A 21,782-nucleotide genomic window follows, 5' to 3' on the forward strand; every position below is an offset into this window, starting at 1 on the left:
CAGCCTCAGCGCTGGGCGGGCCCCGCGTGTTTGGGGGTCAGCAGGAAGGGGGTGACCTCCTGCGCCGGCAGATTGGGCGCCACCGCATCGACCGCCTCCTTCTGCTGCTGGTTGAGCTTGATGCGAGCCCTGTCCCGCCCCGCCTCGATCAGCTTGGGAGCATCCAGCGGACCCGAAACCCGAAAATCGATGCGGGTGACCACGTCCACCACCGGCTCCAGCAGCTTGGAGAGGGCCAGCACATAGAGGCCGGTGATCGGGGTCAGGGAGAAGGCCGCCACCACCGGCAGGGTACCGCCCAGGTTGGGGGAGAAGCTCAGCTCGTAGTCGAGTCGCCAGCGTACCAGGTCGGCGATGCCTTCGCCGCGCAGGTTGCCCGCCGCTCCCTTCATGTAGAAGTCCTGATTATCCACCACCCCTTGCTTGATCTTGGCGGAGGCGGACATGGATTCGAAATAGAAGCCCTTGTCGAACACATCGCGGAAATCAAGCCGCAGCTTGCGCAGCAGGGAATCGAGGCTGAGCAGAGAGAGCAGGCGCGCGCCCTTGTCATTGACCTCGCGCAGCGTGCCCCCCTCCAGCTGATAGTTGGCACTGCCGGCCAGGGTCGGCACATCCAGCCGATAGGGCACATCGTTCCAGTTCAGATCCAGCGCCATCTTGCCGGGCGCATCGCCGATGGGCGAGGTATAGCCGAGCCGCTTGAGCAGCAGCTCGCTGTTGTTGCTGCTGATGCTGGCACGGGCATGGGTCTGCATCCGGCCGGGCTGGGCCAGCCAGTCCACAGTGCCGGTCAGCTGGCTGCCCGCCAGCCGCATGTCCAGCCCCTTGAGGGTCAGCTTGTTGGCGCCGGGCACCAGCTCTCCCTTCACCTCCCCCAGCGGCAGGGCGCCGAAGCGGCAGTCCACGCAGCTGAAGGTGAGCCAGGGAATGGCGTCCATGATAGCCCTGTCCTGTCTGGCATCGGGCTCGGGGCTCAGATCCGAACTCTTGCCGGACCAATAGATGCGGGCAAATTTCGCGTCTATGGGCTGACGCTCGGTCACCGGCAGGCGCACCACTCCCATCACATCCGGGCTGTCGATCATCACCTCGGTGGCCTGCTTGACCGGCCCCACGGTGAAGTGCACCGCCTTGAGGTTGGCGCTGCCGATGTCGGCGCGGGCCAGCTGGCCGTCCACCCACCACTCCTGGGGCAGGAAGGCGGGACCGACCACGGCATTGCCGCCCGCCGCCGTGCTCGCCGGCAGCCATTGCTTGAGTCGGGCCAGCCAGCCGGCCACATCCGCCTGCTGCTGGTTGATGGCCAGCAGCAGGGGCTTGTCACGCAGCACCCGGGCTCCGGGCTGACCCACGTCCACCCGCACCCGGCTGAGGTAAGGCACCCCATCGCCATAGACCAGCCGGCTCTGCATATCCACATCCGCCCCCAGCACGGCGCGAATGTCGGCGCTGCCGTCGCGGCCACGGGCTGTCACCTTGAGCGGCAAGCGGCTGTTGGCGTCCTTGGCCAGCGGCGAGGGCAGATCCAGCCCCATGCCCTGCAGGTTGGAGTCCAGCGCCAGCTGGAAGCTGAACGGCTTGTCATTGGGCAGGGTCAGCCCCAGGGTGCCGGCCCAGTTGCCACGCCCCTTGAGGATGTCGAGCACAGGCAGATCGCGGCGCTGGCGGCTGCTGTCCCACAAGCCCTTGAACTTGAGGTCGACCTGATAGCGGTTCGGCTGCTGCCGGCCCTGATAATCCAGGGTCAGCGGCTGGTTCCACAGGCTCGCCTTGAGGTTGCTGAAACGGGTCTGCTCGTTGTCATATTCGAGCCGCCCCTGCACCTGCTCCAGCGGCAGATCCAGGCTGGCCACCCGCACCTTGTTGTTGCTGAACAGGGCGTCGCCGCTCGCCTTGACCTCGCTCTCGCCATCGAGGGGGATATCCAGCTTGACCGAGCCCTTGAGCGGGCCCCGGATCTCGATCTCCCGCAGCGCCTGACCGACGGAGTCCCCCAGCGGGGAGTCCTGCAGGTAGTCGCTGATGGCCTTGCCCTCGCCCTCGACCTTGGCATCCACATAGAGGTGGGCGCCCGGGTAGAGATCCGGGATCCAGGCATGGACCGAGTCGGAGCCGGCCTTGCCGAGCCGGGTGGAGCGGCTGTTCATGTCGAGACTGGCGTTCTGGAACAGCAGGTCTATCTGCAGATCGGTGAGCGGTTGCCAACCGGGGAAGAACTGGAAGGTGGCCCGTTCCAGCGGCACCGCCACCTGGAAGATGCCCTCGCCCTTGCTGTAGGGGAAATCCTTGAACTCGCCGTACCAGAGCAGATCCGCGCCCCTGGCCTGGCCGCCCTTGATGGCACCGCTCAGGTAGTCCACCAGGCTCTTGCTCATCACCTGCAAGGGATAGTAGCGATCCGCATTGCCCGCATTCTTGACGTCGATGCGACCGGTCAGGGCGAGGAAGGTGTGTTCGTACAGATCCATTCTGAAACGGCTGGCGAGGGTCAGATCCGGGTTGTCCAGCGCCACGTCCTGACCATAGAGCACCCAGCCCCTGGGATCCTGCCACCAGTCGAGCCGCGCCGAGAAGCTGTCAACCGGGATCGGCTCCTTGAAGTGGCGAGCCGGATCCACTTTATCCTTGTGCAGCGCCAGCCGGGCGCTGCCGCCGGTCGGGGTCAGCCAGAACTCGCCATTGAGATCCTGCACGCCGGGCACGTCCTGCCAGGCGGTGACCTTGATGTGGGAGAGCTGGCCGCTGAGGGAGAGCCCGCGCCAGTCGGCGTCGGCCTGCAGGACAAGATCCTGCAGCTGGCCCTTGGGCTGGGTGCGCTTGAGGGTTTCGGTCAACTCTGGGTAGAGGCCGGAGACCAGCTGGCTCAGATTGGCGACCTGATCCAGATCGATGGAGGGCACATAGCCCTGAATGCGGGAGCCAACCCGCTCGAGCTGCAACCGGCTCTGCAGCCAGGGCTTGCCGTCGAGCTTGAAGGTCACGTCATGGCTGGCAAGCTGCCACTCTTCGCCGTCCCGGCGCAGCTGGATCTTGCCCCCCTGCAGGCCGAGACGGTGCATGGCACCCTGCTTCTCATCCTGCCAGATCAGGTAGTTGTTGCCGAATGCCAGCAGGGATTCCCCCAGCTGACCGCTGGCAAAGGTGCTCCAGAGCTGGAAATCGAGCTGGCCGGCCACCCGTGGCTCGCCGGCATGGATCCGTGCCAGCATGGGGCTGATGTCAAGCTGGCTGGCCCCCAGATAGAGCTGCCCCTTGAGCCGATCGAGCCGCGCCTCGGGGGCATCCACATCCAGGATGAGATCTATGGTGCTCTCGCCCACCCCGTTGATCAGATAGGCCTTGCCGACCCCCTGATGGCGCTTGCCGCGGTTCTGCCAGCGCAGCTGGGCGATGTCGAGGGCCCGCACCTCCCCCAGCGCCGTGGTCAGGCTGAGGCGGGTGTCGTGAATGTCGAAGGTGGAGAGCTGGGTCAGCAGGAAGCGCAGCAATGCCTGCTGCTGATCACGGCCGTCACTGGGCTCGGGGTCGGCCGGTTGGGCCAGATCCAGCGCTATGTCGCCATCGCTCAAGATGAGCTGGCCGAACACAGGCCTGAGTTCATTGAGGGAGCGCCAGAAGTCGAGGTGCGCCCATACCTTGCCAAGGCGCAGGGCAAAACGGCCGGAATCCGGCGCTATCACCAGCTGTTGCAGCTCGAGAGCCGGGCCGCGCTGGGTCCAGTCCAGGCCGATGCGATCGACGCTGGCTTCCAGCTTGCTGTCAGCCAGCAGGGTGTCGAGCAGTGCCTGTCTGTGCTGGTTGAGCAAGGGGCCGCCAAAGCGCACCAGACTGACCAGGATGGCCAGCAGCACGAAGAAGACCCCGAGGGCTAACCAGCCCCGACTCAGCCAGCGATAGACCAATTACATCATCACCACATCGAATTGTTCCTGGCCGCAGAGCGGTTCACTCACTACCCGGACCTGCTTGCCGATGAACACCTCCAGCTCGGCGAGGCTGTGGGACTCTTCACCCCGCAGGTAGTCGGCCACGGCCGGTGCGGCGTAGACGGTGAACTGATCCGCATCGTAGGCGCGATTGACCCGGATGATCTCCCGCAGGATCTCGAAGCAGACCGACTCCACCGTCTTGACCCGACCGCGCCCCTTGCACTCGGGGCACTCGGAGCAGAGCACGTGCTCCAGGCTCTCGCGGGTACGCTTGCGGGTCATCTCCACCAGGCCGAGCTGGGAGAAGCCGTTGACGTTGGTCTTGGCCCTGTCCTTGGAGAGCGCCTGCTCCAGGCTGTGCAGCACCCGTCGGCGATGATCCTCGGACTGCATGTCGATGAAATCGATGATGATGATGCCGCCGAGGTTGCGCAGGCGCAGGTGACGGGCGATGGCCGCCGTCGCCTCGACGTTGGTATTGAAGATGGTCTCTTCCAGATTGCGATGGCCGACGAAGGCGCCCGTGTTGATGTCCACCGTGGTCATGGCTTCGGTCTGGTCGATGATGAGGTAGCCGCCGGATTTCAGCTCTACCTTGCGATCCAGCGCACGCTGGATCTCGTTCTCCACGTCGTAGAGATCGAAGATGGGCGACTCGCCGGAGTAGTATTCCAGCTTGCCGGCCAGTTCGGGCACGTACTCCTCGGTGAAGCGCTTGAGCTGATCGAAGCTCTGGCGCGAGTCGACCCGGATCTTGTCGAGCTCGGCGCCGACGAAATCGCGCACCACCCGGAAGGCCAGGCTGGGATCTTCATAGAGGATCTTGCAGGGCGGGTACTTCTGCTTGCGCTCCAGGATCTTGCGCCACAGCCGCTTGAGGAAGGCGGCGTCCTGCTCCAGCTCCTGCTCTCCCACCCCTTCGGCGGCGGTGCGAATGATATAGCCACCGAGATCATCCACATAGCTGGCCACGGTACGCTTGAGGCGCTCGCGCTCCGCTTCGGACTCGATGCGCTGGGACACCCCCACATGCGCACTGCCCGGCATGAACACCAGATAGCGGGATGGCAAGGTGATGTCGGTGGTGAGACGGGCGCCCTTGGTGCCCAGCGGATCTTTCACCACCTGCACCATGATGTCCTGCCCCTGGCGTACCAGCTCGGCTATGTTGCCGGCCTGGAACTGCTCCTTCTCCTTCACCGCCACACACTCGGTGTGCGGCACTATGTCGGAAGCGTGCAGGAAGGCCGCCTTGTCCATGCCGATATCGACGAAAGCCGCCTGCATGCCGGGCAGCACCCGGCTGATCTTGCCTTTGTAGATGTTGCCCACTATGCCGCGCTTGGCCTGACGCTCTACGTGCACTTCCTGCAGCAGACCGTTTTCGACCAGGGCGACCCGGGTTTCGGAGGGGGTGACGTTCACCAGCAGTTCTACCGACATAAGTTACCTTGCCTTTCTAGTTTTAAATTCTGGCAGCCAAACCGGCGCGTGCCCGGTGAGTAACGCAGTAAGAAACAGCCGGCGAGTTTCACCGACCCATGCCTTGCCTGTGATGGCTTCAAATTCTGACCGCCATGTTCCGACCCTGTGCCTGCCCGCGGAACGGGCCTTGCAGAACATGGCTGGCGGATAGATTACCGAGACTGTTCCAGATGATGCTTGATCAGCAGATCCGTTTCCAGCAGGGGCAGGCCGACCACGGCGCTGTAGCTCCCCTCGATGCGGCTGACAAACTTGCCGGCAATCCCTTGAATCGCATAGGCACCGGCCTTGTCGCAGGGCTCACCCGTGCGCCAGTAAGCCTCGATCTCGGCCTCGTCCAGCTTGCGAAACGCCACGTTGGTGGTGACCAGGCGCACATCGCAGCGCTCCGGAGTCGCCAGCGCCACCGCCGTCATCACCTGATGCACCTTGCCGGAGAGCGCCTCCAGCATGTCTTTGGCATCGAGCAGGTCGGACGGCTTCTCCAACACCCGATCCCCCAGCACCACTATGGTGTCGGCGCCCAGCACCGGCAGCGCCGTCGGGGCTGCTGCCACCCCGGCCATCGCCTTGTCACGGGCGAGGCGGCAGACGTAATCCTGCGCCTTTTCACCCTCTTCCCGCCGCTCCGGCACATCCAGTCTGAGTACCTCGAAGCGGTACCCCAGCTGGGCAAGCAGTTCATGACGGCGGGGCGAGCCCGAGGCGAGATACAGTTGCAGTTCGTTGTGCTTGTTCATATTCACTTAATGAGATGAGGTAAAGTTACAATGCATTGTTTTTGCTCATATTCACTTGATATTGAAGCGGCGGCGCACCTTGCGCAAGACCAGAAACACCCAGGGCCATATTAGCATCGTGCTCAGGGTCGACCAAAAGTAGGCAAGATTGAGGCTGGCACGGCTGAACAGGTGTTCGGCCCAGAAGATGGTCACCTTGCCCACCAGCGAGAGACAGCCGATGATCAGCGCCTGTTGCCAGAGGGAGAAGTTGCGGATCTTCTGGAACTGGAAGGCCGCCAGATAGGTGGTGATGGCCATGGCCATGGCCCGCACGCCGAGGGTGCTGCCCAGCAGCACGTCCAGCAGCAGGCCCGCCACCCAGGCGGAACCGACGTTGGTCCTGTGCGGCAACGCCAGCGCCCAGTAGATGAGCACCATGGCGAGCCAGTCCGGACGGAAGGGTTCAAATTGAAAGGGAAGCGGCAGGATCGACAGGCACAGAGCCAGCAGGATCGAGATCCAGATCCAGATCCTGCCGCTGGCGGGTTGCAACATCAGCGCGTCGCTCCCGCAGCCGAGGCTGCCGCTACCGGCGCAGCCGCCGGGGTCGGCGCCTCTTCATCATCGTGCACGTCCGGCTTCTTGTCGGTCCAGAGCAGCAGCAGATAGCGCAATCTGTCCAGTGCCACCAGCGGCTTGGCCTCGACCTGGGCGAAGGGCTTGCCCTCCACATAGTCGGAGCGGGTCACGGTCGCCACCGGATACCCTTCCGGGAAGCGGCCGCCAAGGCCGGAGGTGACCAGCAGGTCGCCAACCTGAACATCGGTGTTGCGCGGCAGGTTGCGCAGCTCCAGCTTGTCCAGCTCGCCGCTGCCGGAGGCAATGGCGCGCAGGTCGTTGCGCAGCACCCGCACCGGGATGCCGTGGCTGGAGTCTGTGATGAGCAGGACGCGGCTGGTGGTGGAACCCACGTGCAGCACCTGACCTATCACCCCCTGATCGTTGATCACCGGCTGGCCGTTGTAGACACCGTCCAGCGCACCCTTGTTGATCAGCACCTGATGGCTGAAGGGGTCGGAATCCACCGACAGCAGCTCGGCCACCATCTTGCGGGACTCCTTGTGCACCGGAGAACCGAGCAGCTCACGCAGACGCTGGTTCTCGTGCTCCAGATGGTCCATCTTGAGCAGGCGCGAACGCAGGGTGAACAGCTGTTGTTCCTGCTGCTTGGTCTGCTCGATCAGGCCGGCCCGGGTCTGCACCTGGGTCGACATGGTATCGAGCATGATACCTGGCGCATTGGCCATGTATTGCAGCGGGCTGACGAGCGAACTGAGGTAGACGCGGACATGGGTAAACACACCGAAGCGAGAGTCCGCTACGATGGCAGCAATGGAGATGATGACGGCGAGAAACAACCGTAACTGAAGCGAAGGGCCTCTACCAAAAATGGGTTTCATGAGTCGTCAAAAAAGAGCCGGCGCGCTGGCCGGCTTTGGGTCTTATTCGTAGTGGAACAGGTCGCCACCGTGCATGTCGATCAGCTCCAGCGCCTTGCCGCCGCCACGGGCCACACAGGTGAGGGGATCTTCGGCAACCACTACCGGTATGCCGGTCTCTTCCATCAGCAGACGGTCGATATCCTTCAGCAGTGCGCCACCACCGGTCAGCACCATGCCGCGCTCGGAGATGTCGGACGCCAGTTCCGGCGGAGACTGCTCCAGCGCCACCATCACGGCGGAGACGATACCGGACAGCGGCTCTTGCAGCGCTTCCAGGATCTCGTTGGAGTTGAGGGTGAAGCTGCGCGGCACACCTTCGGCCAGGTTGCGACCACGAACTTCGATCTCGCGCACCTCTTCGCCCGGATAGGCGGAGCCGATTTCGTGCTTGATGCGCTCGGCAGTGGCTTCCCCGATCAGGCTGCCATAGTTGCGACGCACATAGCTGATGATGGCTTCGTCAAACTTGTCGCCACCGATCCGCACGGACTGGGAGTAAACCACGCCGTTCAGGGAGATGATGGCCACTTCGGTGGTACCACCACCGATGTCGACCACCATGGAACCGGTCGCTTCGGAGACCGGCAGGCCGGCACCGATGGCGGCAGCCATGGGTTCGTCGATCAGGTAAACCTCACGGGCGCCGGCGCCCAGTGCGGATTCCTTGATGGCACGGCGTTCTACCTGGGTAGAGCCACACGGCACACACACCAGCACACGCGGGCTGGGGCGGAAATAGTTGTTGTCGTGAACCTGCTTGATGAAGTGCTGCAGCATCTTCTCGGTCACGTAGAAGTCGGCGATGACGCCGTCTTTCATCGGACGGATGGCGGAGATGTTGCCTGGGGTACGACCCAGCATCTGCTTGGCGGCATGACCGACGGCAGCGACCGATTTGGCGTTCCCGCGCTCTTGGCGAATGGCGACAACTGAGGGTTCGTTAAGGACGATCCCTTGATCTTTTACGTAGATCAGGGTGTTGGCAGTTCCCAAGTCGATCGACAGATCGTTGGAAAAGACGCCTCTGAGCTTTTTGAACATGGCTACGGGAAATCCTAAGAATTTGGAGGTGCAGAAAACCGGCTAACTTTACCAATGCCCACCCCAATGGGCAAGCGCTCAAACTGTCGCCAACCCATCAGGCGCGACAAAAATGCGAGTCATCACTCACCCGCACAGGCTGACAAACGCTAATAAACAAGAAGATAGGGGGGAAGATCGCGAAGATCCGCCGCCCCGCCTCCATTACGGCATCACTTCACGCCGATAAATAATTCTGTCATTGCCCCGGCTGGAGCCAAAAATGGCCTCGCCTTGCAGAGTAACAGGGTCAGACAACCAGAGCGGCCGTGATGGCTGTTTTGACAAATCGACCTTGTAGGGGATCCGTACCGAGATATCCGGCTTGGCAAACTGGAACAGGATCTCGCCATCTTTCGCCTGGGCAGATTCGCCCCCCGGCGCCGCACTACCCAACCCCAGCCGGATCTTGCGATTGCCTCCCAGACTCAGGTCACGGCTGGTCGCATCAAAGGTCTGGCCCGGATTGAGGAAACTGAACCCCTGATTGGCCAGAGAGAGCTGGGTACATTGGTCCAGCTTGTTCAACTGCCAGTTGCCCGCCTCGTAATATTGCATCTGCAAGGGAACGGCCAGCGGCGCAGAGGCAAGACCCGCCCCCGTGCCCGCCAGCAATCGACCGAAATAGACCTGCATGGCCACACTGTCGATCAGCCGGGCATTGCAACCAGCGCCGCTGCAATTGCCGGCCACGGCATCGTTGAAGTCGGGGCTGGCAATCAGGGTACGTTCGCCATCGTTGTCTTTCATATAGAGGCCAAACAGCAAAGACTTGTAAGGGCCATCCTGTTGAGTGTCGGAGAGGCGCACAAACTCGCTGCTACCGGTAGTCAAGGCCGCCCGGCCATTGAGCCAGGGCAGAGCAGACAGGCTGCGCAACCGGGCCGACAGGGATTTGCCATCCTTGTTGTTGGCAACCGAGAGATAGGCACTCCCCTTGGCAAACAGCCCCGTATAGTTCTGGGTCTGCCCGCCAGACAGGTTGCGGGCCCGCACATCCAGCGTGACCCCAAAGGGCTGCCCCATATAGGAGAAGGCATTGCAGGCCGGCACTATGTCGCCGCTGACCAGATTGAAATCGGCGGGGATAAAACGGCCCACCGGCTGGCTCTGGGCGGATGGGATTGTGTAAGTGAAGTAACCGTTGGCTGGCGGGGTCGCCGTCATTCGGAACACCCCCACCTCGCTCACCGTCTGGTTGACGCTGTTGAGACTGTTGGCGGCGGCCCCATGGTTATAGCTGGTGGTGCCAAGCGCGGCATTGGTGCCCGGGCTGGGTGCCACCAGGGTGCTGCCCAGACCTATGCCGCTCAGTACAAAGTTGGGCGTGGTCTGATTTCCGGCGCAGATATCCCCATCATTGGCGGATTCCCAGGCCATCGCCTTGATGTCTAGCTGGAATGTTTCTCCCGCTGTCTTGAACACAGGGCAGCTGCTATCCCCTGCCGCACACACACCTTGCGGGGGTGTAATGCACAAGCCGACAGGACGCGCCACAAACTGGTCGGCGCCGAGCATCACCAGACCCGCCTCACTGCCCGTGCCGTCGTAACGGGCATCCAGTTGCACCTGACCGGCGTCCGGGTAGCTGACCGTCATGGTCGACTGCCCCTGGGCATCAAACATGAGGGACACTGGCGTCGCAGTGCCCAGACTGGTACCGATCACACTGCTGTTGACACTCATCTTGCTGTTGTAGTTATTGCTATTCGGCAAGAGATAGCTGCTCCAGAACTTGATGCTCTTGCTCTGGCTGGCGAAACCCGGCACGCACTGCTGAGTCAGGTCGCTCTTCTTGACCGCCTTGATGGTCACCGTCTGCGGCTGGTTGGAATAGGTATCCGGCACGTCGAAGAAAAAGCCGCTATCGGCAAAATTCAGGGTACAGGCTGCCGCACTGGGCGTCCCGGCGCCAGCCTTGCACAAGGTGGTGCTGAATGGCTTGGTGGCAGGGGTCGAGCCGGACACCCCTATGGTAACCGCAGTGGCGGTGTTGTTGCGCAACTGAACGGTCGTGGAGCCGCCACTGAAGGTCACAGTATTGCCGCCGATCCAGCCATTGCTGATGGAAACTGGATCCAGACTCAGGGTCGCTGTCACAGGGTCGGTGATCAAGATGGTGCAAGCCACATCTGCACACGCCTTGATAGTCACAGTCTCCGGATTGCAGGTCAGCGCCTGACCCGAGTGATCGAGCTGGAAGTGGTCGATCTGCACCCCGACCGGGTTGGAGCGCAGAGCGCAGATCCGCACGTTGTCGATCTCGTGGTAGTTGGTTACCGAACCGGTGGAGCCGGTCAGGGAGAGCAGGAAATTGGCTGGCACTGCCGCCTGGCCGGCCTGACTCGCCATGTTGATGGGACTGATCAGGGTGCTATAACCCGAGCCGGTATCCCGCTCTACTTTCGCCAGCGAGCTGCCAGTCGTCCGGGAGTCGACTGTGATGCGGTAGCGGTGGGGGCGATTGCCGTTGATGCCGCTGTCGACGGACGGACTCAGGTTGCTGACGGTACCGGCCAGATAGTTGTAGCCGGAGGTGCCCGAACCCGAGCCACGGATGGAAACCGCCTGAGGACGGGACCCCCAGTTGTAGCTGCCCCCTTCGTTGGCATAGTTGCCGTACTCGTCGAGCCCCACCCCGAGCCAGCCGCCCGCGAAGCCGCTGATCCCTGTCTTGAAGCCATACCCCAGCGGACCGCCAAAGGCACCAGGCTGGGGGGTCAGAGTCGCATCCGAGAGTACCACCGCCATCCCATCCGCCCCGCTCGTGCCAAAGGTCTTGTAGGCGTATTGATCGAATTCGACCGTCACCAGGTTGCCGGCTCCCGGGAAGAGGCGCTGGAAGGTGGCCGAGGTGGCCTGGTCGGTGACGTTCTGGGTGAGGCGCAGACGACCATTTTGCACCGATGGCAAGGTGCTGTTGTTGCGCTGGGCCACCACCCAGCCGTCCGGGTTGATCTGGGCGCTGTCAAAACCGTCCTCGAAACAGGTCAGTGGAGGAGGAACGGCATAGTCGTTGATGCTGGATTGGGTATCCATGCTCAGATAACGGGCCGTCACCCGCCCATAAACGGTGGCATTGTTGTTCATGGTCAAACGACCATCGGTGTAGAGGTAGCCATAAAATCGGGAGTTGTTGTCTATGGTCATGTCGCCATAGTTGACCCAGACAAGCCTGCCCTGATTGGTCGCATTGATGTTGACCGTGTTGAGCAGCTTCACGTCCTGATTGACAAAAATACGGGTCGTGCCGCTGCCGGACAGGCGGATGGTGGCATTGTCGAGGATCAATGAATCGATAAAGTAATCCCCATCCCCCAGCACCAGAGTACCGTTGTTGCGAACGCTCAGCGATTTGATCTGGTAGGTGCTGCGGCTCGGGAAGGTCACTGTGCAGTTCTCGACCGTGGCAGCCCCGTAGTCCGAAAAGAGAGCGGTCTGCTGGCCCTGCTGACAAAGAAGCGGCATCACAGACGTGATGGAGGGAAATGCGTTGTTTCCTGTCAAAGGGAGGCCACGAATATCGCTGCCGGTGATGGCACATACTTTGTAGCCACCGACATCATTATCACAGCGGGGGGTATTGTTCTGATCGGGCCGAATGGAGCAGAAGTTGAGCGGCAGCCCGCCGGTGCCATTGATCTTGGGATTGTTGTATTGCGTCAGCTGATAACCGCTGATCTGGTGGCAGGTGTTGTTGTTGTTGCCATGATGGCCCTGCACCACGGCAGGGAAGAAGGTGCTGGTGTCGATGGGGTCAAATGCCCAGACCGGGCTAGTGAAGAGGGCCAGCGCCCATAGCCATTTCATCATGAACCTCCATCATAGGCTTCAACGGCCAGAGTGCGGCTCACGGCAAAATCCGGGTTGGCACTATTGATATCCTCTACCCCACAAGCCCCTGTGCTGACCAGACGGTAACCGTTCGTGACGTTGCCATTGTAGGTAACAGGCACCCTGGCGCAGCTCACCTCGGCCCTGCAGCCGGCAAGGCCCGCATTGCCGGGGAAAGAGGTCACAAAGCTGGCGTCACAGAGCGCCGGCGGCAGAGGTTGCGCCAGGGTGCGATTCGGGAACAGCCGATAAAGAGTGACCTCAAGCCCGCTCTGGGCTGCCAGCAGGGCACGCACACTGCGCACCTCCACCGTGTTTTTCTCGCTGCTGTCGGTCAGGAAGCGGCCCATGGCGGCCGCCAGCAGTGCCATCACCACTATGACAAACAGGGCTATCATCAGGGCGCTGCCCCCCGCCCGTCTCGGTTGCCTGACATCAGGGCACATTGAGCACCCCTATCTTGTGGTTGAAGGTGACAGATTCACCTTTGCGCTCAAACACCAGCCGCATGCCAAACTCCCCTTGTGCGTTGAAGGCCAAGGTTTCCCGATAGAAAGCGCCAGTACGAAGGGACTCCGCCATCAGTACTCCCGTGGCAGGTAACGCAGTAGCGATGGCAGCGCTGGCACGGGTGAGCCGGTTCCCTGCCATGCAGTAGCGCACCTGCTGGCTGGCAAAGTAGACCCGACTGCCCGGCGAGAGGCCTGCCAGGGTCTCGCTACTGCTGTAGCGAATGGTCTGGGCCCCGGATACCGGAGCCAGCACCTCGGTCACTCGGGCGACACAACGGCCATACTCACAACCAGCGATCAGTGAATCCACGCCTGAATCCGGCACCGGGAAGACGGCCATCAGATCCCCTGCCTTGACGGCATTGGCATCCTGACTCAGTGGATTGGCCGCAGAGGCGGGGGTTGCCATCACCAGCTCCAGGGTAGCGCCGCTGCCCGACATGGCTCGATTGAGGGCAAGATAGCGGCTGGAAGCACTGATGGGCCAGAAACGCAGGCAGGCCCCCTCGTCAAGCCAGTTGCCATTCTGGTCTTCAATCCGCTCTGAACCCGGCACAGCATCACGCAGCTCGCGATTGAGCCGCTCCATGGCGAAGCGGGCATCACTCATCAACTGCTCGCGGCTGCTGGCATCGCCATAAATCTGGGTGCCAATGCCGATGAACTGGCTGGTAAAGGTCGCCATTATGCCCAGCAGCAGGATCACCATCACCAGTTCGACCAGAGTAAAACCGCGGGCACGCCCAAGTCTGGCGCAGGTTCGATTAGTCTGCTGGCGTAATCGGACATCGGAAGCAGGATTGGACACTCGGAAACGATCGCAAAGCCGATCCATCAGTAGTTCCCCCGATAGAAGGAGAAGTCGAGCCGACTCTCGTCAGGCAGCTTCACTTGCAGATCAATGCGTTTGCCCACAGAGCAGGGGGCGGCGCAGCTTTTGAAAGTGCCATCGCTGAAATCGACCGCATTTACCGCGATTTTGACCCGATAGTTGCGATACTCCTCGCTGCTGATCCCCGCTGCCGTCTGGGTAAACAGATTGGCATCCACCCAGTTACCCGAGGTATCGAAGTCATCCACATCGTTGAAAGCATAAGGGGCTGGCTCGCCATCCGGGCCATAACGGGTCGAACAGGGGAGGATGACGACGCCGACGACCGCCTCGCCACAGCGGTAACGGCCACCGTTGTGATCCGAGTTCTCATCGAACGACTTTTGCAACATCTCCCCGGCCAGGCGCTGGGCCAGCTGGGCGGCACGTACCTGCTGCACCGGGCCCACCGCCTGGGGCGCCTGATTGATCAAGAGCCCGAGAATGCCGGTCAGCGCCACCGCCAGCAGCACTATGCCGACGATCAGCTCTATCAGGGTAAAGCCGCGCTCAGGGGCTCTCATGGATATACCCCTCGGATTCGATCTTGATGCGGCTGGTCTCACGGCCATCGCTCACCTGCAGAGTGCAGCCCCCCGCACAGGCGCCAAGCGGCCGTCCCATCTGATCAAAGCGGAGCACAAAACGATCATTACCGGTACCGACCAGAGAGATCTGCAGGCCGGATGAGGCGCTCACCACTCGACCACGGGTCAGTTGGTTGTCAGTCCAGCCAGTCAAGGGATCGCTGCCCGGACAAGGCGTCTGGGCCGTGACGCCATAGGTGCGATGGGCAAAACGTGGGGAGGCGACGATCAACTGAGTACAGCGGCTGGCAGGTTCGTGCATATTGACGGTCTGCACCAGCCGCAGCCGGGTCAGCAGCTCATCGCGGAGGGTTTGAGTTTCAAAGCCGCCTTTGCCCAGCAATTTGGGCACGGCAAAGGCGGCCAGAATCCCGAGCAACAGGATCACCAGTACCAGTTCAATCAGGGTGAAACCTCTGCGCATTGAAATCTCTTATGACAAAGAAAGGCGAGGCACTTGGCCTCGCCTGATACCTATCACTCACAACCGTTCAAAGTTGTTGCTGCAGCGGAAGTTTCGGATGCTGCAGTGTAGTTCACAGTGCATTTGGAACTACTGGTCGAGAAGACATAGGAGTTACCAGACACTTTACCACTCCAAGAGCCATCGATGGTGACTGCATTCTTGATCCCATCATCGGTTGCTTCCGGATAACCATAGACAGTTTTAATCTTTGTACCGTCAGAACCAGTAACCACTGCGCTGCTAGCACGCTCTTTACCTTCCAGTGCTGACTTGCTGTAAACCAGCTGAGCTGAGCTGCTGACTGCGGCCTGTACGCCCTGAGCGGCGGACTTCTTGGCATCGTCCTGCAGATTCAGGAACTTGGGCGCAGCTGTCACTGCCAGAATGCCCAGAATGATGATCACTATGACCAGCTCGATCAGGGTAAAACCCGCCTGTTTTTTCATTTTACTTTCCTCTGTCAATTGATATTGGTGGTCACCTGACCGGAAGCCGGACGGTAACTGAAACTCATGAATGCATCAGTACTGCCTTGCGGATCCTGATACTTGCCATCACTACCCTTACTCAAACTATTGACCAGATAGTAGCGGCAGACTGAGTCCAGGCCGTTATTGGTCACACTGACATAGTATTTCAGGTCATTGCCGCTACCGCGCACCTCGTTAAAGCTGGCAGTAGCCTTGGGCGGGTTCTGCAACAGACCCTCCCAAATCTTGAGACAGCGCGGGGCCGTCAGGTTGGCCGGGTCCACATCGATACCGCCACCCGCCGAGGTATCCATTGGATAACCGGGGGAGAGCTCGCCATTGCTGACCTGGGTCTCGGTCGGCGTGGTCAGATAGAAGCGGGAACCGTCATACAGCACAGTATTGAGGCTGTCCTGCTTGGCACGTCCCTCCGCCTCCCACTGGGCCCGCACCAGGGAAACGCCGGTGGCAAAGCCGCCGGAGACCCCTTCCACGCTGGCCTTCTTGGCCTCGTCGGTCACATCGAGGAAGCGAGGCAAGGCGGTCACCGCCAGGATCCCCAGGATAACGATGACGATCACCAGTTCGATCAACGAGAAACCCGCCGCCCGAGACGTCATCACCAACCCGGGATGTGTTGGTGCCATTCGATTTGTTGCCATGGTCCCTCCGTAATAACCCGCATTATTTCATGCAGATATAAAAAAATCATTTAACTGAGCCACACAATCGGCCTCATTCAAGGCTTTTGTTGCACTCTGCCATCAGAAAATTGATAAATCAGCCAATTATCTTCCCAACCGAACTCGCATCCCCCGCCATCGCGGCTCGCCAGCGCTTGCAGCGGCGGCAGATCCTGGCTCTGTGCACCTATGATCGACAACCAGAGCTGGCGGCAATTTTCCGAGGGCGCCAGCGGGGATCCGGCCCCGATCGGCCAACCCCTGTCATCGAACTGCCAGGCCAGACCATCGGCGAACAGACTCGTGGGACGGCGCTGATCCAGCCAGAGCCCGTGCAACCTTTGTGCCCGCTCGGCAAACTGTTCCCCCAGCAGGGCCAGGCTGAGGGCCAGCGCCTCCGCTCTGTGGGTGCGATAGCTCTGGGCCAGGGTCGCCACTATGATCAGCAGCAAGATCAGCACGGCCATCCGTCTATATCCCCCCAGCCAGCGATCATCCTGTTGTGACTGTCTGCTCACCCGTTTCGCTCCACATCTTGCCGCTTATCCACTCCCCGCATCACTGACGGTAAAGCTGCCTGTTTACTTGCCACGCACGGCCCGCATCATGTCCCACATGGGCGTGAAGATACCGAGCGCCAGCACCAGCACCATGACGGCGACTATGCCGATCAGGATGGGCTCGATACGGGCGGTCAGGCTCTTGAGGTCATAGTCCACCTCCCGCTCGTAATACTCGGCGGCCTCGTGCAGCAGATCGTCGACCTGCCCCGTCTCTTCCCCCACCGCGATCATCTGCATCACCAGGGGGGTAAACAGGCCGCTGCTGCCGGCGGTGCGCAGCAGACTCTCACCCCGTTCGATACCGGCCCGCATGTCGCGGATCTGGCCCGCCATCCAGGCGTTGTCCACCGCATCGGCGACCAGGGTCAGCGCCGTATTGAGCGGCACCCCGGCCTTGAGCATCATGGAGAAACTGCGGGCGAAGCGGGCCAGCAGGGAGCGCTCTATGATGGTGCCGACGATGGGCAGCCTGAGTTGCCATCTGTGCCAGGTCAGCTTGCCCTTGACCGTGCTCACCCAGCGGCGCCAGCCAAACACCATGGCCAGCAGCATGCCGAGCAGCAGCCACCAGTAGTGGACGAAGAAGTGGGAGGTGGCGAGCAGGATCCGGGTCGCCAACGGCAACTCGACGCCGAACTTGGCAAACATGCCGGCGAAGACCGGGATCACCATGATATTGAGGATCACCATGGCGATGCCGATGGCCACCAGCACGAAGCTGGGGTAGCGCATGGCGGTCTTGATCCGCTTGCGGGTCTCCAGCTCCAGATCGAAATAGTTGGCGAGCTGCAAGAAGGCCTCTTCCAGCTGACCCGTGTTCTCGCCCACGTGAATAATGGCGACGAACAGGCTGCCGAATACCTTGGGGTGGGCCTGCATCGAGCTCGACAGCGGCCGGCCGTTGCCAAGATCTTCCCCCAGCGCGTGCAGCGCTCGCTTGAGCGGCTTGCTGTGGGCGCTCTCCTCCAACCCGGCGATGGCACGCAGTATGGGGATCCCCGCCCGGGTCAGGGCGTACATCTGGCGGCTGAACACCACCAGTTCATCCAGCTTGACGCCCCCTTCCAGCAGCAGCGACCAGTCAATGGCAGCGGATTTCGCCTTGCCCGGCTTGAGTTCGGTTGGCATCACGCCGCGGCGCATCAGCTGCTCGGCCGCCGCCATCTCGTTGGCGGCGTCCACCACGCCGTTGACGGCATTGCCCTGGCTGTCGCGCCCCTTGTAGGCAAAGGTACTCATGAGGAATGTCCCTGACCGACAGCGTCATGGCAACCAGCACGGGTGTTGGCGTTGAAGTGAGTCATGGCTTACCCCAGATCCTCGGCCAACCGCAGCACCTCGTCCACCGAGGTGATCCCCTGTCGGGCATAATCCAGCGCTGTCAGGGCAAGCGGCCGGTAGTGTTCATGTTGGCGCGCCGCCTTGGCGAAGCCCTCGGCATCGTTGCGGCGCAGGGCATCCATCATGGGTTGATCCAGCTCCAGCAGCTCGTAGACCCCGATCCGGCCAGAGTAACCGGTGAAGTTGCAGCTCTGGCAGCCACGCCCCTTGTGATAGACATGCTGACCGGGCGCCTCCCCGGAGAGCACTGTCAACCAGGTGGCCTGCCCCTCGTCCGGCGCCCTCTCCTCGACGCAGTGCTCGCACACCCGTCGCACCAGCCGCTGGGCCACCACGGCCCGCAGCGCACTCGCCACCAGATAGCCAGGCGCGCCCATGTCGATGAGGCGCAAGGCGCTGGTGACCGCATCGTTGGTGTGCAGTGTGGTGAGCACCAGGTGGCCGGTGATGGCGCCACGCAGGCCTATCTCCACCGTTTCGTTGTCCCGCATCTCGCCCACCAGCAGTATGTCCGGATCCTGGCGCAGGGTGGAACGCAGCACGTGGGAGAAGGTGAGGCCAATCTTGGGGTTCACCTGCACCTGGTTGACCCTGGGTAGCCGGTATTCCACCGGATCCTCCACCGTGATGATCTTGTGGCTGGCCTGATTGAGCTCTGAAAGGGCGCCGTAGAGGGTGGTGGTCTTGCCGCTCCCGGTCGGGCCCGTCACCAATATCATGCCGTGGGGGCGTTTGAGCTGACGACGGAAACGGGTCAGGATCTCCGGCGGCATGCCGGTCTCGCTCAGCGACAGTATGCCGGAGGATTGATCCAGCAGACGCATCACCACCGACTCGCCGTACTGCACCGGCATGGTGGACATACGCACATCCACGTCCCGGCCGCGCACCTTCATGTTGAAGCGGCCATCCTGGGGCAGCCGCTTCTCGGAGATGTCGAGTCCTGCCACCAGTTTCAGGCGCAGCACTAGCGCCTGGGCGATGCGCACCTCGTTCAGGATATTCTCGTGCAAGATGCCGTCGATCCGCTGGCGAATGCGCAGCACCTTCTCATCCGGCTCTATGTGGATATCGGAGGCCCCTACCTGCACTGCGTCCTCGAACAGGGAGCGCAGCAGCTTGGCGACCGTCGCCTCCCCCTCGTCGTTGGCCCCCAGATTGCTGGAGCCCAGCTCGAAGCCGGTATCCTGATACTCCTCGTGCAGCTGTTCGGCGAAGCTCTCGATCTCGCGGGTACGACGATAGAGGCGGTCGAAATACTCCAGCAGCTGGCCTTCCCGCGCCACTGCCAGCACCATCTCCCTTGGGCGCAGCAGCGCCGCGATGGCGTCGAGGGCGCTCAAGTCCGCCGGATCCGACATGGCCACAGTCACCCGGTTGTCGGTGAGGTTGACCGCCAGCGCGCGATAGCGACGTGCCTGTACTTCGGGCAGCAACGGCACCGCCGAGGCGTCTATGGTGAGGTTGTTGAGATCGAAGAAGGGCACGTCCAGCTGGCGGGCAAGAAATTGCAACAGCTGTACCTCACTGATGAAGCCGAGATCGATCAGGGTGGTGCCCAGCTTGCGGCCGGTCTGACGCTGCTGCTGCAGGGCAAGCTGCAGCTGATCATCCGAGATGATCTGCTCTTGCACCAACAGGTCGCCGAGGCGCATTTTCAGTCTGGGTTGTGCCATGCAAACTCCAAAAAAGTTAACCGTCTCGCCCGTCAGGGGGCAAGCTGGGCAATTCGCTGTTCAATCCAGCTGGCCGATGCCTCGCCGAGGTTGCCGTGCAGCTGGGCGTTGCGATAGGCGTCGAGCGCCCGCTGGCTGTGACCCTGGCCATCTTCGGCCACGCCGAGCCCGAGCCACCAGCGGCCCTGATCCGGCTGCTGACGCAGCAAGGTCACATAAATCTCGGCCGCCTCGGCGTTACGGCCCAGCTCCTGGGTCAGGCCGGCCCAGGTGGCGTAATAATCCAGATTGCTGGCCAAATCAGGTTGATAACCGGTCAACCAGCCGAGCGCCTTGAGCTGATCGCCGCTGCTGATAGCAAGCCGCGCCAGCAACAACCGAAAATCCGCCTGTGTGGGATCTAGCCGGATCCCCTCTTCCAGCAGTTGGGTGGCCTCGCTCAGCCGACCCTCGCCATAAAGCAGACCCGCCAGTTGTTCACGGGCGCCCTGATTGTGCGGGTCGTGGGCCAGCACCTGATAGTAGTTGTCCTGGGCATCGCGCAGTTGCCCCCTGGCCATGGCGGTGGTGGCCTTGCGCTCGGCCAGGGTCGCCAGCTCGGCCTCGGAGAGGTTCACCGTCTCTATCTTCAGCACGCCCGGTTTGCGCGGCGGCGGGGCCACCGCCTCTTGTTCCGCTTCCAGCTCGGCATAGAGATCGGGCTGCAGCGCCTCATCGCTCGGGGGCACAGCGTCATAACCGGTTTCGTCCTGATCTTCCGCCGCTGGCTCGGGGTCAGCGGCAGCGTGGGGCTCGGACCTGGCGCCCGGGGTGGGCAAGGCCACCACCAGATCCACCGGCTCCTGCTCCTCGTCCGTCGGCCTGATGGGCACGGCGCGGGCAACCGCATCAGGCCCGGGTTCGCTGGCCGCCTGCGCCAGACTCTGCGGTGCAACCCGCTGGCTCTGCTGCCAGTAGATCCAGGTCCGCCAGCCGAGAATGCCGAGTGCCAGGCCGCAGATCAGGGTCAGCACCAGCATCCACCAGCCCTGCTGCCGCACGGGAGGCACATAGACTGCCCCCTCGCCCCCCTGCTGACGCTGTTCCAGATCCTTGAGCATCTGGTTGATCACGCTCATGGCCAGACTCCATAGGCCAGGGCACACCCCAGCAGTAGTAACAGTGGCCACCAGCGCCCTCGACCGGGGCGACTGGCATCGTCGGTATCGCGAATGGCGAGGTGCACCAGACCGGCATCGATCTGGCGCTCACCCCGGCCATAGGCCAGCATCAGGCACTTCTGCGCCAATATGTTGATGAGTCGCGGTATGCCACGGGAAGCACGCCACAGCAGACGCATGGCGCGGCCACCGAACAGCGGGGCCCCGCGATAACCCGAGACCTGCAATCTGTGCTCCAGATAGGCGCGGGTCTCGTCAAAGCGCAGCGGCCGCAGGCAGTAGGAGAAACCGATCCGCTGGCGCAACTGGCGCAAATGGGGTTTGGCCAGCCTGGTGTCCAGCTCGGGCTGGCCGAACAGCACTATCTGCAGCAGCTTGCTCGACTCGGTCTCCAGGTTGCCGAACAACCGGATCGCCTCCAGGGTCTCGTCCGGCAGGGCCTGCGCCTCGTCAATAAGCACCACCACCCGGCTGCCCTGCTGATGCAGGCCTATGAGGTGGCGATGAATGCGATCCGTCAGATCCAGCTCGTTGCCTTCGCGCACCGACAACCCCAGCTCCAGGGCCAGCGCGGTGCGCAGCTCGGCCGGGCTGAGGTGCGGGTTGGGCAGCCAGGCCAGGCGCACAGGACAGGCCTCCGAGCCCAGCTCGCTCAACAGCTTGCGACAGAGCAGCGTCTTGCCGGTGCCGACCTCGCCGGTCACTTTGATAAAGCCCTCCCCCTGCATCAAGGCCCAATTAAGAACCTGCAGCGCCTCCTCATGGGGAGGCAGCCCGTAGTAAAAACCTGTGTTGGGGGTGAGGCCGAATGGCACCTCCTGCAAACCGAAGTGGTTCAGGTACATGAGTCGTCACCGGCCTGGGGGCCTGCCGTGGCACCGAGCCACAGGCCGCATGG

Annotated in this window: 18 protein-coding genes; all 18 read right to left on the bottom strand. The window is 62.1% G+C overall.

The window, feature by feature from the left end:
• Positions 1–5: 5 nt before the first annotated feature.
• The gene (locus tag BN1118_RS15830; RefSeq protein ID WP_043557017.1) at positions 6–3,905 is read right to left on the bottom strand and encodes a YhdP family protein; all 3,900 of its coding nucleotides are present in this window, start codon (positions 3,903–3,905) and stop codon (positions 6–8) included.
• Positions 3,906–5,375: a ribonuclease G gene (rng, locus tag BN1118_RS15835; protein WP_042868629.1), complete on the bottom strand. Its 1,470-nt coding sequence runs from the start codon at positions 5,373–5,375 to the stop codon at positions 3,906–3,908.
• A 194-nt stretch (positions 5,376–5,569) separates the two neighbouring features.
• A complete protein-coding gene (locus BN1118_RS15840; protein WP_042868627.1) occupies positions 5,570–6,157 on the bottom strand; it encodes a Maf family protein in 588 nt (195 codons plus the stop codon).
• Between the two features lie 51 nt (positions 6,158–6,208).
• The gene (gene mreD, locus BN1118_RS15845; RefSeq protein ID WP_042037959.1) at positions 6,209–6,694 is read right to left on the bottom strand and encodes a rod shape-determining protein MreD; all 486 of its coding nucleotides are present in this window, start codon (positions 6,692–6,694) and stop codon (positions 6,209–6,211) included.
• Positions 6,694–7,599, bottom strand: coding sequence for a rod shape-determining protein MreC (gene mreC, locus BN1118_RS15850; RefSeq protein ID WP_042868624.1), 906 nt, complete (start codon positions 7,597–7,599; stop codon positions 6,694–6,696). The genes mreD and mreC overlap by 1 nt, the downstream gene beginning before the upstream one ends.
• A gap of 42 nt (positions 7,600–7,641) precedes the next feature.
• Complete coding sequence (locus tag BN1118_RS15855) at positions 7,642–8,682, bottom strand: rod shape-determining protein (protein ID WP_005308111.1); 1,041 nt, start codon at positions 8,680–8,682, stop codon at positions 7,642–7,644.
• Between the two features lie 204 nt (positions 8,683–8,886).
• Positions 8,887–12,534 (bottom strand): DUF6701 domain-containing protein, encoded by a 3,648-nt coding sequence (locus BN1118_RS15860; RefSeq protein ID WP_043557018.1) that lies wholly within the window; start codon positions 12,532–12,534, stop codon positions 8,887–8,889.
• Positions 12,531–13,001 (bottom strand): MSHA biogenesis protein MshP, encoded by a 471-nt coding sequence (locus BN1118_RS15865; protein WP_043557019.1) that lies wholly within the window; start codon positions 12,999–13,001, stop codon positions 12,531–12,533. Before BN1118_RS15865 ends, BN1118_RS15860 begins: the two co-directional genes overlap by 4 nt.
• Positions 12,991–13,902, bottom strand: coding sequence for a PilW family protein (locus tag BN1118_RS15870; protein ID WP_084214152.1), 912 nt, complete (start codon positions 13,900–13,902; stop codon positions 12,991–12,993). The genes BN1118_RS15865 and BN1118_RS15870 overlap by 11 nt, the downstream gene beginning before the upstream one ends.
• Positions 13,902–14,462, bottom strand: a complete 561-nt coding sequence (locus BN1118_RS15875) for a prepilin-type N-terminal cleavage/methylation domain-containing protein (RefSeq protein ID WP_043557021.1) — start codon at positions 14,460–14,462, stop codon at positions 13,902–13,904. The genes BN1118_RS15870 and BN1118_RS15875 overlap by 1 nt, the downstream gene beginning before the upstream one ends.
• A complete protein-coding gene (locus BN1118_RS15880) occupies positions 14,449–14,949 on the bottom strand; it encodes a prepilin-type N-terminal cleavage/methylation domain-containing protein (RefSeq protein ID WP_043557022.1) in 501 nt (166 codons plus the stop codon). Before BN1118_RS15880 ends, BN1118_RS15875 begins: the two co-directional genes overlap by 14 nt.
• 53 nt (positions 14,950–15,002) lie before the next feature.
• A complete protein-coding gene (locus tag BN1118_RS15885) occupies positions 15,003–15,437 on the bottom strand; it encodes a prepilin-type N-terminal cleavage/methylation domain-containing protein (protein WP_043557023.1) in 435 nt (144 codons plus the stop codon).
• 14 nt (positions 15,438–15,451) lie between these two features.
• Positions 15,452–16,123 (bottom strand): MSHA fimbrial major subunit MshB, encoded by a 672-nt coding sequence (mshB, locus tag BN1118_RS15890; protein ID WP_043139708.1) that lies wholly within the window; start codon positions 16,121–16,123, stop codon positions 15,452–15,454.
• A 77-nt stretch (positions 16,124–16,200) separates the two neighbouring features.
• Positions 16,201–16,662 (bottom strand): hypothetical protein, encoded by a 462-nt coding sequence (locus tag BN1118_RS15895; RefSeq protein ID WP_043557024.1) that lies wholly within the window; start codon positions 16,660–16,662, stop codon positions 16,201–16,203.
• A 63-nt stretch (positions 16,663–16,725) separates the two neighbouring features.
• Positions 16,726–17,946, bottom strand: coding sequence for an MSHA fimbrial biogenesis protein MshG (gene mshG, locus BN1118_RS15900; RefSeq protein WP_043557025.1), 1,221 nt, complete (start codon positions 17,944–17,946; stop codon positions 16,726–16,728).
• A 68-nt stretch (positions 17,947–18,014) separates the two neighbouring features.
• Positions 18,015–19,724, bottom strand: coding sequence for an MSHA fimbrial ATPase MshE (gene mshE, locus BN1118_RS15905; protein ID WP_043557026.1), 1,710 nt, complete (start codon positions 19,722–19,724; stop codon positions 18,015–18,017).
• 32 nt (positions 19,725–19,756) lie between these two features.
• Entirely contained in the window at positions 19,757–20,842 is a 1,086-nt protein-coding gene (locus tag BN1118_RS15910) for a tetratricopeptide repeat protein (protein WP_043557027.1), read from the bottom strand.
• Positions 20,839–21,729 (bottom strand): ExeA family protein, encoded by an 891-nt coding sequence (locus tag BN1118_RS15915; RefSeq protein ID WP_043557028.1) that lies wholly within the window; start codon positions 21,727–21,729, stop codon positions 20,839–20,841. The genes BN1118_RS15910 and BN1118_RS15915 overlap by 4 nt, the downstream gene beginning before the upstream one ends.
• Positions 21,730–21,782: the final 53 nt, after the last annotated feature.

The sequence above is a fragment of the Aeromonas bestiarum genome (assembly GCF_000819745.1).
Lineage (GTDB): Bacteria > Pseudomonadota > Gammaproteobacteria > Enterobacterales > Aeromonadaceae > Aeromonas > Aeromonas bestiarum.